General features: G+C 66.2%; 13 protein-coding genes. 6 read left to right on the plus strand and 7 right to left on the minus strand.

The genetic code is table 11. From position 1 onward, the window contains the following. Positions 1-20: 20 nt before the first annotated feature. From HFK18_RS19210 to HFK18_RS19220, 3 genes are all read left to right on the plus strand, one after another. Entirely contained in the window at positions 21-617 is a 597-nt protein-coding gene (locus HFK18_RS19210) for a YigZ family protein (protein WP_180167516.1), read from the plus strand. Then, positions 610-2,388, plus strand: a complete 1,779-nt coding sequence (locus HFK18_RS19215; RefSeq protein WP_180167517.1) for an ABC transporter transmembrane domain-containing protein — start codon at positions 610-612, stop codon at positions 2,386-2,388. The genes HFK18_RS19210 and HFK18_RS19215 overlap by 8 nt, the downstream gene beginning before the upstream one ends. A 68-nt stretch (positions 2,389-2,456) precedes the next feature. Next, positions 2,457-2,651, plus strand: coding sequence for a hypothetical protein (locus tag HFK18_RS19220; RefSeq protein ID WP_088101408.1), 195 nt, complete (start codon positions 2,457-2,459; stop codon positions 2,649-2,651). Between the two features lie 166 nt (positions 2,652-2,817). Here the strand turns inward: HFK18_RS19220 and HFK18_RS19225 are convergent, their stop codons facing one another. From HFK18_RS19225 to HFK18_RS19235, 3 genes are all read right to left on the minus strand, one after another. After that, the gene (locus HFK18_RS19225) at positions 2,818-3,942 is read right to left on the minus strand and encodes a prephenate dehydrogenase (RefSeq protein WP_180167518.1); all 1,125 of its coding nucleotides are present in this window, start codon (positions 3,940-3,942) and stop codon (positions 2,818-2,820) included. After that, on the minus strand, positions 3,939-4,847 hold the full coding sequence (pdxY, locus tag HFK18_RS19230) for a pyridoxal kinase (RefSeq protein WP_099820190.1): 909 nt from the start codon (positions 4,845-4,847) through the stop codon (positions 3,939-3,941). Before pdxY ends, HFK18_RS19225 begins: the two co-directional genes overlap by 4 nt. Positions 4,848-5,413: 566 nt before the next feature. After that, entirely contained in the window at positions 5,414-6,613 is a 1,200-nt protein-coding gene (locus HFK18_RS19235; RefSeq protein ID WP_180167519.1) for an MFS transporter, read from the minus strand. 73 nt (positions 6,614-6,686) lie between these two features. Between HFK18_RS19235 and HFK18_RS19240 the strand changes: the two genes are divergently transcribed. Together HFK18_RS19240 and HFK18_RS19245 are read left to right on the plus strand one after the other, a co-directional pair. After that, positions 6,687-7,484, plus strand: a complete 798-nt coding sequence (locus HFK18_RS19240; RefSeq protein WP_099820187.1) for a helix-turn-helix transcriptional regulator — start codon at positions 6,687-6,689, stop codon at positions 7,482-7,484. Positions 7,485-7,631: 147 nt separating this feature from the next. After that, positions 7,632-8,015 (plus strand): hypothetical protein, encoded by a 384-nt coding sequence (locus HFK18_RS19245; RefSeq protein ID WP_180167520.1) that lies wholly within the window; start codon positions 7,632-7,634, stop codon positions 8,013-8,015. A 64-nt stretch (positions 8,016-8,079) separates the two neighbouring features. Here HFK18_RS19245 and dnaJ read toward each other — a convergent pair whose 3' ends face one another. The 4 genes from dnaJ to hrcA all read right to left on the minus strand — a co-directional run bounded on the left by dnaJ (position 8,080) and on the right by hrcA (position 13,140). Further along, on the minus strand, positions 8,080-9,213 hold the full coding sequence (gene dnaJ, locus HFK18_RS19250) for a molecular chaperone DnaJ (protein WP_025878872.1): 1,134 nt from the start codon (positions 9,211-9,213) through the stop codon (positions 8,080-8,082). A 154-nt stretch (positions 9,214-9,367) separates the two neighbouring features. After that, positions 9,368-11,293 carry a molecular chaperone DnaK gene (dnaK, locus tag HFK18_RS19255; RefSeq protein WP_099820185.1) on the minus strand — a complete coding sequence of 642 codons (1,926 nt, stop codon included), beginning with the start codon at positions 11,291-11,293 and terminating at the stop codon, positions 9,368-9,370. 203 nt (positions 11,294-11,496) lie between these two features. Then, the gene (gene grpE / locus HFK18_RS19260; protein ID WP_025878870.1) at positions 11,497-12,012 is read right to left on the minus strand and encodes a nucleotide exchange factor GrpE; all 516 of its coding nucleotides are present in this window, start codon (positions 12,010-12,012) and stop codon (positions 11,497-11,499) included. A 63-nt stretch (positions 12,013-12,075) separates the two neighbouring features. Further along, on the minus strand, positions 12,076-13,140 hold the full coding sequence (hrcA, locus tag HFK18_RS19265; RefSeq protein ID WP_089240450.1) for a heat-inducible transcriptional repressor HrcA: 1,065 nt from the start codon (positions 13,138-13,140) through the stop codon (positions 12,076-12,078). Positions 13,141-13,255: 115 nt separating this feature from the next. Here hrcA and recN point away from each other — a divergent pair, with 115 nt between their 5' ends. Beyond that, positions 13,256-14,917, plus strand: a complete 1,662-nt coding sequence (gene recN / locus HFK18_RS19270; protein ID WP_180167521.1) for a DNA repair protein RecN — start codon at positions 13,256-13,258, stop codon at positions 14,915-14,917. Positions 14,918-14,923 lie beyond the last annotated feature (6 nt).

Consider the following 14,923-nt stretch of genomic DNA (forward strand, 5'->3'; position numbering starts at 1 on the left):
AAGCCCGTAGAATGAAGGGAATGCCCGATACCCTCGCCCAACCGGTCAGCTACACCCTCGACGTCAAGCACAGCCGCTTCATCGCGCATGCCGCGCCGATCGAGGGTGCGTCTGCTGCGCTGGCCTTTCTGCAGGAGGTGGCCGTGGCCGATGCGACCCACAACTGCTGGGCCTACCGGCACGGCCAGGACTATCGCTCCAGCGACGATGGCGAACCGGCCGGCACCGCTGGCCGGCCGATCCTGGCCGCCATTGATGGCCAGGGATTCGACCGGGTGATGGTGGTGGTCACCCGTTGGTTCGGCGGCATCAAGCTGGGCGCCGGTGGCCTGGTCCGCGCGTACGGCGGCGCCGCTGCCGAATGCCTGCGCACCGCGCCACGCCTGCCGCTGGTCGCGATGGCGCGGCTGCAGCTGCTGGCCGGATTCGAGGATCTGGGCGCACTGCACGCGGCCCTGCCCGCCCATGCCGCCGAAAAGCGCGATGAACAGTTCGATGCCAATGGCGTGAGATTGCGGGTGGAATTGCCCGCCGACCAGGTCGACGCATTGAAAATCCGCCTGCGCGACGCCACCCGTGATCGTATCCGTATCCAAGATGACCCCCTCGATGACTGACAAGGACGCACCGGCCTCCGACCCGGCCACCCCGCCGCTGCGCCGACTGGGCAGCCTGCGTACGCTGTGGCCGTTCGTGCGCCGCCACAGCGGCTTGTTCAGCGCCTGGCTGCTGGCCCTGGCCGTTTCTTCGGCGGCGACCCTGAGCCTGCCGCCGGCCGTGAAGCAGATGATCGACCACGGCTTCAGCAGCGGCGGCCAGATCAACCGTGCCTTTGCGCTGCTGATGCTGGTGGCTGTGGTGCTGGCGCTGGCGACGGCCGCGCGTTTCTACTTTGTTTCGTTGCTCGGCGAGAAGGTCGTGGCGGATCTGCGCAGCCGCCTCTACGCGCACCTGATCCAGCTCGGCGCTGGCTTCCACGACCGCAGCCGCAGCGGCGAACTGGTGTCGCGCCTGACTGCCGACAGCGAACTGCTGCGCAGCGTGGTCGGCTCGACCATGTCCGTGGCGCTGCGCAGCAGCGTCACCGTGGTCGGCAGCCTGGCGATGCTGTTCGTCACCAGCCCACGGCTGGCCGCCTGGTCGCTGCTCGGCATTCCGCTGGCGGTGCTGCCGATCATCATCGGCGCGCGCAAACTGCGCGTTGTCGCCCGCAGCAGCCAGGACCGTATCGCCGATGCCAACAGCCTGGCCAGCGAAACGCTGGGCGCGGTGCGCACGGTGCAGGCGCATGCGCGCGAACCTTATGAACGCGGCCGTTTCGACCATGCGCTGGGCGACGCGATCCGCGCCGCACGCCGGCGCATCGGCGCGCAGTCGCTGGTCACCGCCAGCGCCATCCTGCTGGTGTTCGGCGCGATTGTCAGCGTGTTGTGGCTGGGCGCGCACGACGTCATCGACGGGCGCCTCAGCGCCGGCACGCTGGGTCAGTTCGTGCTGTACGCACTGATCGGCGGCGGTTCGGTCGGTGCGTTGGCCGAAGTATGGAATGAACTGCAGCGCGCGTCCGGCGGCATGGGCCGCATCGGCGAGCTGCTGCAGGAAGACATCGAGATCCGTGCGCCGGCCACGCCGCGTGCGCTGCCGCAGCCACTGCGTGGCGAAATCCACTTCGACGACGTGGTGTTCAACTACCCGCAGCGACCGGACCAGGCCGCACTGGACCATTTCAACCTGCACGTGCGACCGGGTGAAACCGTCGCCCTGGTTGGCCCCTCAGGCGCCGGCAAGAGCACGGTGCTGTCGATGCTGCTGCGCTTCCACGATCCGGCCGCCGGGCGCATCTGCGTGGACGGCATCGATGTGCGCGACGTCGATCCGGCCGCGCTTCGCGCACAGCTTGCGCTGGTGCCGCAGCAGCCGACGTTGTTCGCCGCCAGCGCACGCGACAACATCCGCTATGGCCGGCTGGAGGCCAGCGACGCCGAAGTGGAAGAGGCAGCCCGTGCCGCCGAGGCCGACGCCTTCCTGCGTGCACTGCCACAGGGTTACGACAGCGAACTGGGCGAGCGCGGTGCCCGCCTGTCCGGTGGCCAGCAGCAGCGCGTGGCGATCGCCCGTGCCTTGCTGAAGGACGCACCGATCCTGCTGCTCGACGAAGCCACCAGCGCGCTGGACGCGCAGAGCGAGCACGGCGTGCAGCAGGCACTGGAACGATTGATGGCCGGGCGCACCACGGTGGTCATCGCCCACCGGCTGGCGACCGTGCTGAAGGCCGACCGCATCGTGGTGATGGACCACGGTCGCATCGTGGCCGAGGGCACGCATGCGGAGCTGCTGGCTGAAGGCGGCCTGTATGCCGAGCTTGCACGCCTGCAGTTCATCGATTGATGACGGCCGGCTAACACCGGCCGGCTCACTCTGACGTCGTAGCGATGAACCACTGAAGGAGGTCGAACATGTCGTTCCGTCAGTTCCCTGCTGTCGACAGCAATGGTGAAAGCCACATCATCATCGAGTTCAAGCCCGAAGCCAGCGGCAGCGGGCATGGCTCCGAGACGACGCCGCGTTATGAACTCGACGACGGCCGCCAGCTGGTACGCAACGGCCGCGAATTCACCACCAGCGGTGGTGAGGTCAGGCTGTCGATCTAGCGGTCCGCTATAGCGCCGAGCCCAGCTCGTCTCAGCCGTTGGCTCCGTCAAAAAAAGGTTGGTTATTTTTTGACCAACCATCTTGACAACCTTGCCCGCCAAGGCCTGCAGCTGGTTATCCACATGTTTGCGCAGAAGCCATCCACACGCCCTGTGGATGAATGTTCTATGCAAGCACCCGGCCGATCCCGCTGGCATCCACCTCGGCGGCGGCCGCCGCAATAGCCCTTGGTTCGCTGCCTGCCACGAAGCCGATACGGAAATGCACCTCACCGGCCGGCGTGCGCGAGGAATGGATCGAGGCCAGGCTGATGCCATGCTGCTCGAACACGTTCAGCAGTTCGCGCAACGAACCCGCGCGGTCTTCAGGCAGATGCACCGACAGGGCGTTGCGCTCGGTGAGGTCGGCCAGCAGATAGCCGACGCGCTCGAAGGTGTAATTTCCCGCAGCCAGCGCCTGATCACCGAAGGCACTCCGGTTTGCACCAAGCAGGTGTTCGCGGAATGCGCCGCGCGCGGCATCGTCGCCCTGCCCGACCTGCGCCTGCAGCGTCTGCAGCTGGCCGATCAGGCGTTGCAGCATCGGCGCCACATAGGGATTGCCGAACTGGATGTCTTCGTAGATCGCCGGATTCAACGACAGGATGCGCGAGATGATCGCCGTATTCAGTTCGAATGAAGCCGATCGATACGGCAACATTGCTGCCAGCGTGCCCAACTGCGGCTGGTACTCGCGCAGCACACCCGCCTGGGCCAGATGGGTCGCATGCACCATCGCCTGCACCAGCGCCATCATCTGGTCATGGTGCTGCGGCGTGGCCCGCACGCACTCTGCCTGCAGCGCCTGGCACAACGCGTCGACCCAGGGCCGCCACTGCTGCAGCCGGGCCTCGCAGACCACCATCACCCGGCCCTTCAGGGTCGGCGCCTTGGGCGGCGCCGTCATCGGATGCAGACCCACTACCTCGGCGCGCGAGGCCAGCATCGCCTGCACCGGCGCTTCCTTCACCGAGGTTACGTCCAGCCACAAGCGTTCCTGCTCGCGGCCAGCCGACAGGCGCGTGTACTCGGCGATCAACGCGGACGTGTGCCGGATGGGTGCGGAGAACACCAGCACATCGGCCTGTTCCAGCAGCTGCTCCGGCGCATGCGAATCCGGATCGGCCGGATCGTGGCCGATCACCTGCACCTGCATGTGCTGTTCGAAGAAGCGGGCCAGCCAGCGCCCGTAGGCGCCGGCACTGCCGACGATGCCGACCGTGCGCGGCGTACGTTCGTGCAGCTCGCTCATGCCAGCCGTTCAGCGCGGAAGCGCATCCCGTCGGCCAACGCCGCCGGTGCGGCCGCGATCACATCGAACTCCTCGAAACCATGGGCCAGGGTCGCCTCCAACGCCGCATGGGTGCCGGCGATGGCGCGCGAGATCGCCATCTGCATCGGCTCACCGCGCAGCAGGAAGGACACCATCAGCGACATCAGCACATCGCCGGTACCGGCCACGTCGACCGGCAGCAGCGGCGAGGTCCAGCGCCAGGTTTCCTCGCGACCCACAGCCAGCGTCACCAGCTCGCCCGGATTGCCGCCGACGCTGTGGGCCAGCACCCACTGCGGGCCGCGTGCCAGCAGCGCGCGCGAGGCAGCAATGGCATCGGCTTCAGCCAGCGCGGGCATGCCGGTCAGGCGACCGAGTTCGAAGGCATTGGGGGTGACCAGCCAGGCATGCGGCAGCAGGCGCTCAGCGAAGATCGCTTCCAGGCCTGGCTCCACGTAGGGACCGGTGTGGGTATCGCCGATCACCGGGTCCAGGCAGTAGCGCAGCTGCGGGCATGCGGGCAGGATCTCGTCCAGCCAATCAGCAAACGCGGCACCATTGGCGGCGCTGCCGAAATAGCCGGACACCAGCATCTTCGCTCGCTGCGGAAGACCACGTTCGCGCGTACCGAGCAGCAGGTCGGCAAACCAGTCGCTGGGCAGCACACGGCCACGGGTGGTCTCGTAGAACGGCGCATTGCTCAACAGCGTGGTCGGGATCGAGGCCACGCGCACGCCAAGCGCGCGCATCGGGGGCAGCGCGGCGCTGTTGCCGGCATGGCCGTAGACCAGTTGTGATTGGACCGAAATGACATCGATCGGCGAAGGGCCGTCGGGCCGCTGGCGGCGGCCGTGGACCAGGTGGTTGTCGAGGGATTCGCTCATGCCCGCATTCTACGCCCAAGGGTTTTCGGCAGGGCTGCGCCCTGCACCTGCGGTAGTGCCGGCCGCTGGCCGGCAACCTAAACAGCAACAGCAACAGCAACAGCAACAACGGTACTCCGAGGGATGGCGGGACACTGTGGGTTTGCGGGGCCGCCGCAAGTACGTCCGTGTAGGCTTGGTCGCCGCATCCATGCGGCTCACACCCCGCAAACCCACAGTGCCCCGCCTTCGACAGTTCCCCGCGAGCAGTAGATCCACGCCATGCGTGGATGAATCTCTTTCAGATATCGAAATCAATCTGGGGTCAGATCCGTTTTCCTACGGAAAACGGATCTGACCCCAAGAGCCATTCAATCAGTTCGCAGAAATCTGTCGAAAGCGGGGTGGGTCCGGTTGCGGGGGTGTCCGCGGCATGGATGCCGCGGCCAAGCCCCCAGGGATGGGTTCACGGCGTCCCCCGCAACCGGACCCACCCCGCCATCCCACGGAATGCCCGCTGTTGCTTTGGCTGTCGCCATTGCCGTTGCCTCGGCAGGTGCAGGGCGCAGCCCTGCAGAAGAACCCCCTCAGTGCGCAGCAGGCCTGGACGGCGGCAGCCATGCCGCGACGATACCCAGCAATGGCAGGAACGCGGTGAGCTGGTAGACGAATTCGATGCTGGTCTTGTCGGCCAACAGACCGAGCACTGCTGCACCGAGACCGCCCATGCCGAAGGCGAAGCCGAAGAACAACCCGGACACCATGCCGATCCGGTGCGGCATCATTTCCTGCGCGTAGACCACGATGGCCGAGAACGCGGAAGACAGCACGAAGCCGATCAGCACCGCCAGTATCGTGGTCCACAGCAGATCGGCATGCGGCAGCATCAGCGCGAACGGTGCCACGCCCAGGATCGAGGCCCAGATGATCGGCTTGCGACCGATACGATCACCCAGCGGCCCGCCAAAGAAGCCGCCCGCGGCGGACGCCACCAGGAAGGCGAACAGATGCAGCTGCGCCTGCGCCACCGGAATGCCGAAATGATGCATCAGGTAGAAGGTGAAATAGCTGCCGATGCTGGCCATGTAGAAGTACTTGCTGAAGATCAGCACCAGCAGGATGGCCAGCACCCGGGCGATCGTGCGCGGTGGATGGCGCGCCGCGATCACGCCATGTGTTGCTGGGCGGGGAGCGCCCAGGTGCAGCGCATACCAGCGGCCGACATAGGTCAGCAACGCGATGCCGATCAGGGCGGCACCGGCGAACCACGATGCGGAATGCTGGCCGTAGGGCACGATCACCGCGGCGGCGATCAGCGGCCCCAGTGCCGTACCGAAATTGCCCCCTACCTGGAACACCGACTGCGCCAGGCCATGACGGCCGCCGGAGGCCAGGCGCGCGATGCGCGAGGCTTCCGGATGGAAGATGGCCGAACCGATGCCGACCAGCGCGGCGGCCAGCAGCACCATCGCGTAATTGGGCGCGAAGCCGAGCAGCAGCATGCCGCACAAGGTCGAGGCCATGCCGATCGGCAGGGAGTACGGTGCCGGCCGGCGGTCGGTGGCGAGCCCGACCAGCGGCTGGAAGATCGAGGCAGTGAGCTGGTAGGTCAGCGTGATCAGGCCGATCTGGGTAAAGCTGAGGTTGAAGCCGCCCTTGATCACCGGATAGATGGCGAGGATCAGCGACTGCATCATGTCGTTGACCATGTGCGAGCTGGAGATCGCCGCCAGCACTCCTGGCGATACGGGGCGGGCGGGTACGGCGGGAGAAGCCAGAGTCGACATTGCGCACGGTCAGGATGGGGGCGAGCCGTGCATGCTACGGTGGCCTTCCACTCCCTTCTGCCGCGTTCTGGTCATGGCCTATCGCAAAAAGGACACCCCCTGCCCTGTCCGCGAAACCGCGCCGTGGAACGAGGTGCCGGTGCATCGCCCGGTGACCTGCCGCGCGCGCGACTACCGTGCCGGCACCCACATCTCGGCACACAAGCACCGCCGACACCAGCTGGTCTATTCCATGTCCGGGCTGATGGTGGTGCGGTCGGAAGTCGGCCGCTGGGTGGTGCCCTCCACCCGTGCCATCTGGATGCCGGCGGGCATGGCGCATGCGGTGGACTGCATCGCCGAGGTGCACATGCGCAGCCTGTACATCGAACCGGCGTTCGCCCCGCAGCTGCCCGCCGAGCCCTTCGCCGTGCAGGTGGCGCCGCTGCTGCGCGAGCTGCTGCAGGCCGCCATCCTGATCGACGGACCGCATGAAGAAGACAGCCGCGACGGCCGCGTAGTGCGACTGATGCTCGATGAGCTGCACCGCATGGACGTATTGCCGTTGCACCTGCCCGAGCCCGTCGACCCGCGCCTGCACAGGATCTGCCAGCACATCCAGAAGCATCCCGGCGACGAGGCGACCCTGCAGGACTGGGCGCAGGCGTTGGCGATCGACGTCAAAACCATCCAGCGCCACTTCGCCAGCGAACTGGGCATGACCTTCGGCCAGTGGCGGCAACAGGCGCGCCTGCTGGCCGCGATGGAACGGCTTGCCCGCGGCGAGAAGGTGATCGACGTGGCGCTGGCGATGGGCTATGACAGCCCGAGTGCGTTCACCAGCATGTTCAAGCGCCAGCTGGGGCAGACGCCGGCAGCATTTTTCCGTTGAGCCGTTGAACGGCATCCACGCATGGCGTGGATCTACTCCGCCACCTACAGGTAGGGATTCTGCTTGTCAGGATTCAAGTGGAAAGTCCGTCTCATTTTCGCAACCGCACCCATGTTCCGATAGCACCTCACGGAAGAGGAAGCACTTGTGACGAAGGCATGGAGTATCAGCCGATGGCTTGCGGTTTCTGTGTTGCTGGCCCTGACGGCAATGCAACCATCCGCATATGCGAGCGGCACGCAGTTCCGTTTCTACTCGGATGAACAGAAGGACGGTTTTCATTTCTTTCTCGAGATCCAAGGTCGAAGCGACGATGGCTACATCCATGTTCGTTGGAAGGGACAGCCCAAGGATGCCGCCCCGCGGAACCCGTGCTACGTCGAAATGAACCGTGCCCAGAAGCGCTTCTACATCCGGCCCAAAAAACGGGATGGCCACCCTTGGTTCGAACTGGATGTCGTGGGTGATCGCGGAACGCTTCTGTTCGAGGGGCGCCGGCTGTACGGAAAAGCCGATTGGGAAATCCTGTAAAACAGCCACAAACGAAAACGCCGGGCAGAGCCCGGCGCTGTCGTTCAACATGTCCGTTGACAGATCAGGACGTCATGCGGTCCCAGAAGCCCTTGACGCCGTCGATGAAGGTCGCCGACTTCGGCGAATGCTTGCGCGCATCTTCGCCGTTGAAGGTGGCTTCGAACTGCTCCAGCAGCTTGCGCTGGTCGCTGGTGAGGTTGACCGGCGTCTCCACCACCACGCGGCAGTACAGGTCGCCTTCGCTGCGGCTGCGCACCGAACGCACGCCCTTGCCGCGCAGGCGGAACAGCTTGCCGGTCTGGGTCTCGGCCGGAATGCGGATTTCCGCCTCACCACCGAGGGTGGCCACGCGCACGGTGTCGCCCAGTGCGGCCTGCGAAATGCGGATCGGCACTTCGCAGTGCAGGTCGTCGCCGTCGCGCTGGAAGATGTGGTGCTCACGCACGCGCACTTCCACGTACAGATCGCCCGGTGGCGTCCCCGCCGGACCGGCCTCGCCCTCACCCGCCAGGCGGATGCGGTCACCGGTATCCACGCCCGCCGGTACCTTCACCGACAGCACCTTGTCTTCCTCGACGCGGCCGTTGCCGTGGCAGGTCTTGCAGGGCTTGGCGATGATCTGGCCACGGCCGCCGCAGTTGTGGCAGGCCTGCTGCATGGCGAAGATGCCACGCTGGATGCGCACCTGGCCGCGACCATGGCAGACGTTGCAGGTTTCGACCTTGCCGTCTTCCGAGCCGCTGCCATCGCAGTCGCCACATTCGGCCAGGGTCGGAATCTCGATGCGGCGTTCGACGCCACGCACCGCTTCTTCCAGGTCCAGCTCCATCACGTAACCGATGTCGGCGCCGCGACGCGCCTGGCGCGGACCGCCGCCACCGGCACCACCAAAGATGTTGCCGAAGATGTCACCGAAAATATCGTTCATGTCCGGGCCGCCCGGACCACCGCCGCCACCGCCCATGCCGTGTTCGAACGCGGCGTGGCCATGGCTGTCGTACATGCGGCGCTTGTTGCCGTCGGACAGTACTTCGTAGGCTTCCTTGCACTCCTTGAAGGAGGCTTCGGCCGCCGCATCACCCGGGTTGCGGTCCGGGTGGAATTTCATCGCGCAACGACGATAGGACTTCTTCAGTTCTTCGTCGGTGGCGGTGCGGGCAACGCCCAGCACTTCGTAGTAATCGCGCTTGCTCATATCGTGGATCGCATTCCGGAAAGTCGGGATTCGTCAAAGCGGAAGAGCGGAACCAGGTCCGCTCTTGCGTCGGGCGCCCCGACACGCCAGAGGGCGGTCAGGACCCTGATGCGACAACGGGACGCTGGCAAGCAGCGTCCCGCGTCGGTCCGGATCAGGACTTCTTGTCGTCCTTGACTTCGGTGAACTCGGCGTCCACCACGTCATCCTGCGCCTTGCCCGCATTGCCGGCGTCGGCGCCCGGGGCAGCACCGCCCTGGTCGGCCGAAGCGGCAGCGAACAGCGACTGGCCGGCTTCTTCCAGCACCTTCGACTTGGCTTCGATCTGTGCCTTGTCGTCACCCTTCATCGCGGTTTCCAGGTCGGCCAGGGCCGCTTCAACCTTGCCGATCACTTCACCACCGACCTTGCTGCCGTGCTCGGTGATCGCGCTGCGGGTGCCGTGGATCAGGGCATCGGCCTGGTTGCGGGCCTGCACCAGCTCCTGGAACTTCTTGTCTTCTTCGCGGTTGGCTTCCGCGTCGGCGACCATGCGTGCGATCTCTTCCTCGGACAGGCCCGAACCGGCCTTGATCTCGACCTTCTGTTCCTTGTTGGTCTTCTTGTCCTTGGCCGACACGTGCAGGATGCCGTTGGCGTCGATGTCGAAGGACACTTCCACCTGCGGCAGACCGCGCGGGGCCGGCTCGATGCCGGACAGGTCGAACTTGGCCAGCGACTTGTTGAAGCGGGCCTGTTCGCGCTCACCCTGCAGCACGTGCACGGTCACGGCCGACTGGTTGTCCTCGGCGGTGGAGAACACCTGCGAGGCCTTGGTCGGGATGGTGGTGTTCTTCTCGATGATCTTGGTGAACACACCGCCCATGGTTTCGATGCCCAGCGACAGCGGGGTCACGTCCAGCAGCAGCACGTCCTTGACGTCGCCGCCGAGCACGCCACCCTGGATCGCAGCACCCAGTGCCACGGCTTCGTCCGGGTTGACGTCCTTGCGCGGCTCCTTGCCGAAGAACTCGGTGACCGCCTGCTGCACCTTCGGCATGCGGGTCTGGCCACCGACCAGGATCACTTCGCTGATGTCGCTCGAACGCAGGCCGGCGTCATTCAACGCAACGCGGCACGGCTCGATCGACTTCTTGATCAGCTCTTCCACCAGCGACTCCAGCTTGGCGCGGGTCAGCTTGATGTTCAGGTGCTTCGGACCCGACGCGTCAGCGGTGACGTACGGCAGGTTCACTTCGGTCTGCTGGGCGCTGGACAGCTCGATCTTGGCGCGCTCGGCAGCATCCTTCAGGCGCTGCAGGGCCAGCGGATCCTTGCGCAGGTCGATGCCCTGGTCCTTGTTGAACTCTTCAACCAGGTACTCGATGACGCGGTTGTCGAAGTCTTCGCCACCCAGGAAGGTGTCGCCGTTGGTGGCCAGCACTTCGAACTGCTTCTCGCCGTCGACGTTGGCGATCTCGATCACCGAGACGTCGAAGGTGCCGCCGCCCAGGTCGTACACAACGATCTTGCGATCCTTGTTGTCGCCCTTGTCCAGGCCATAGGCCAGCGCGGCCGCAGTCGGCTCGTTGATGATGCGCTTGACGTCCAGGCCGGCGATGCGGCCGGCGTCCTTGGTCGCCTGGCGCTGGCTGTCGTTGAAGTAGGCCGGCACGGTGATGACCGCTTCGGTGACCTTCTCACCGAGGAAGTCCTCGGCGGTCTTCTTCATCTTCTCCAGCACCTTGGCCGAGATTTCCTGCGGCGCCATCTTCTTGGCATCGCTGGTGGCCACCCAGGCATCGCCATTGTCATGGGCCAGGATGCTGTACGGGACGTGCGCGATGTCCTTCTGCACTTCGGCGTCGGTGAACTTGCGGCCGATCAGGCGCTTCACCGCGTAGAAGGTGTTCTTCGGGTTGGTCACGGCCTGGCGCTTGGCCGAGGCACCGACCAGGACTTCGCCGTCCTTGGTGTAGGCGACGATCGACGGGGTGGTGCGATCGCCTTCCGAATTTTCGATGACGCGGGCCTTGCCGCCGTCCATGATCGCCACGCACGAGTTGGTGGTGCCGAGGTCGATACCAATGATCTTGCCCATGGGGGAGACTCCTTGAAGGATGTTGTTTTTGTCAGTCCGGCCGTTCGGCCGGTGGATGAATGGGATGTGGGGGAGGCTCGTGGAACATTCAAGCCATCCCCCGAACGCTGTGTTTCCGTTCGCCCAACACGTTCAGCGTCGGTCGTGCCGATGCCCCGTCCGGGGCGCGGACAGCCTCGCCAGGCAGGGCCCGGCGCGCGGGGTCAATCGGCGGCAACCACCACCAGCGCCGGCCGCAGCAGGCGCTCGTTGAGCAGGTAACCCTTCTGGAACACGGTCACCACGCTGCCCGGGGCGGCGCCGGGGGCCGCAACCTGGCTGATCGCCTGGTGGTGCTCCGGGTTGAACGGCTGGCCGGTCGGGTCCAGCAGCACCAGGCCGTTGTCACCAGCGACCTTCAGCAGCTGCTTGTAGGTCAACTCCAGGCCCTCGCGAAGCGGATGGGCATCGTCGCCGGCGGCCTTGAGGCCGGCATCGAGGCTGTCAAATACCGGCAGCAGCTCGCCAAGCAGCTTCTCGTTGGCGAACTTGCGGGCCTGCTCGATGTCACGGGCCACGCGCTTGCGCTGGTTGTCCAGGTCGGCGCGCTCTCGCAGCGCTTCGGCCTTGACCTGCTCCACTTCGGCACGGAGCTGTTCGATCTGTTCGTTGACGCCCTCGGCGGCAGCTGCGTCGGCGGCGGCCTGCTGGGCGGCGATGTCTGGCTGATCTTGATTCATGTCTGGGTCCCTGGCGGTCACTCTCCGCCTCCACCCACCCTAGTGTGGGCGGGATGCTGCGTTTCAAGCGTCCGATGCACCTGGACTTCGCCCGCCGGGCGAAAAGGCCGCACCGAGCACATCGGCGGTGGCCTGCACCAGCGGGATCATGCGGTCGTAGGCCATCCGCTTCGGCCCGATCACGCCCAGCACGCCCAGTACCTGGCCATTGGCGGTGTAAGGCGCGGTGACCAGCGAGACGCCCTGCAGCGGCACCACGCCGGTTTCTTCGCCGATGAAGATGCGCACGCCGGGGGCCTGGATGGTCCGCTCCAGCAGCTGCAGGATCTCGCGCTTGCTGGAAAACAGCTCGAACAGTTCGCGCAGGCGCTCCAGGTCGGACAGGTCCTGCACCCCCATCAGACGGGTCTGGCCGGCCACCAGCATGTCATCGGCCGGCGGCTGCAGGGCCTGCTCGGCCAGCTCGATGCTGTGCGCCAGCACCTGTTCCAGCTCGGACCGCGCGTCGCGCAGCTCCAGCAGCAGGCGGGTACGGATCTCGGCCAGCGGCAGTCCGGCGAAGTGGGCATTGAGGTAGTTGGCCACCTGCTCCAGCTGCCCCGGCGCGAAGTCCTGGCGGGTCTCGATCACCCGGTTCTGCACCTCGTTGTCGGCAAACACCAGGATCGCCAGCACCCGGCGCCCGTCCAGCGCCACGAAATCGATCTGGCGGAAGGCGAACTGCTCACGCCGTGGGGCGCTGACCACGCCAACGAAATGACTCATCGCCGACAGCAGCTCCGAGGCACTGCCGAGCAGGGCCTGGGTACTGCCGCCTCCGGCCAGCTCCTGACGCAGCCGGGCCAGCTCACCTTCGCCCGGCGGCTGCATCTGCAGCAGGCTGTCGACGAACACCCGATAGCCATGCGCGGTCGGAATCCGCCCCGCCGAGGTATGCGGTGACGCCAGCAACCCAAGATCTTCCAGGTCACCGAGGATGTTGCGGATGGTGGCGGGACTGACCTCCAGGCCGGCCACACGCGCCAGCGTCTGCGAGCCCACGGGTTCACCGTCCTGGATGTAGCGCGCGATCAGCGTGCGCAGCAGGTGCCGCGCGCGTGGGGCAAGTTGGTCGGGAGAACCGTGCATGGAATCAACCTGTGAGACAGGGACATTAGATAATGGCGGCGCATCCCCTTGGCAAGTCATTGGACGACCCCGCCGCGCGTGCTAGCGTTGCGCGGCTGCAGACACCCCCTTACCCATGCTCAGACATCTTTCAATCAAGGATTTCGCCGTCGTCCGCGCCACCGAACTGGAGTTCGGGCCGGGCATGACCGTGGTTTCAGGCGAGACCGGCGCGGGCAAGTCGCTGATGGTCGACGCCCTGGGCTTCCTGTCCGGCCTGCGCGCCGACAGCGGCGTGGTGCGCCATGGCGCGGCCCGGGCCGAACTGTCGGCCGAGTTCGCGCTGGACCAGCTGCAGGCCGCCCGCCAGTGGCTGGCCAGCAACGAACTGGACGACGACGACCAATGCCAGCTGCGCCGCGTGATCCGCGCCGACGGCGGCTCACGCTCGTGGATCAACGGCCGCCCGGTCACCCTGGCGCAGCTGGCCGACCTGGCTGGCCTGCTGGTGGAGATCCATGGCCAGCACGAGCAGCAGGCCCTGCTGACGCGTCCGTCGCAGTTGGCCCTGCTGGACGCCTATGCCCGCAACGAAAGCGAACGCCGCCAGGTGCGCCGTGCTGCCGCCACCTGGCAGGCGCTGGTCGATGAATCCCTGGCACTGTCGCAACAGGGAGATGTGAGTGACCGCATCGGCTTCCTCGAGCACCAGCTGCGCGAACTGGATCGTGAAGATCTGGAACCGGAGTCGATTACTGCGCTCGGCGCCAGCCATCGCCGCCAGGCGCATGCCAGCGCCCTGCTGAGCGCCTGCCAGACAGCTACGGACCAGCTCAACGGTGACGAAGGCCACTCGGCGCTCGATCTGCTGCAGCAGGTGCGGCATGAACTGGCCCGGGTGGCCGAACATGACCCGCGCCTGGGCGATGTCGATGCCTTGATCGACAGCGCCTCCATCCAGCTGCACGAAGCCCTGGCCCTGCTCGACCGGGTACATGACGACCTGGACGCCGATCCGGACCAGTTCGAGGAGAACGAGCGCCGCCTCGGCCGCCTGCACGACCTGGCCCGCAAGCACCGCGTGCCGATGGATGAGCTGGGTGCGCAGCGTGAGCGCATGCACGCCGAAGTGGAACAGCTGCGCGGCGCCGACGAGCGCCTGCAGCGTCTGGCCGGCGAAATTGAAAAGGCCGCAGCGGCCTGGCGCGTCGAGGCCGCAGCACTGACCACCAGCCGCCGCACCGCTGCTGCCGAGCTGTCGGCCACCACCACCGGCATCATTGCCGAGCTGGGCATGGGCGGCGGCCAGTTCCTGATCGAGCTGGAGCCGCAGGACAACGGCAAGCCGGACCCGCAGGGAGCCGAGCGCGTCGAGTTTCTGGTGGCAGCCAATGCCGGCCAGCCGCCGCGTGCGCTGCGCAAGGTCGCTTCCGGCGGCGAGCTGTCACGCATTTCGCTGGCCATCGAGGTGGCCGCGCTCGACCTGGACGCGGTACCGACCATGGTGTTCGACGAAGTCGATTCCGGCATCGGTGGCGCGGTGGCTGACATCGTCGGCCAGAAGCTGCGCGCCCTCGGCGAAAAGCGTCAGGTGCTATGCGTGACCCACCTGCCGCAGGTTGCCTCCAAGGGCCACGCGCACTACCGGGTCAGCAAGGCACCGGTGGAAGGCATGACCCAGAGCTCGGTGGAGAAGCTGGACACCAAGGCGCGCGAGGAAGAGCTGGCGCGCATGCTGGGTGGCGTGGAAGTGAGCAAGGAAGCCCGCGCCGCCGCGCGCAAGCTGTTGCAGGCCTGAGGCTGG

The sequence above is a fragment of the Stenotrophomonas sp. SbOxS2 genome (assembly GCF_013416715.1).
GTDB lineage: Bacteria > Pseudomonadota > Gammaproteobacteria > Xanthomonadales > Xanthomonadaceae > Stenotrophomonas > Stenotrophomonas lactitubi.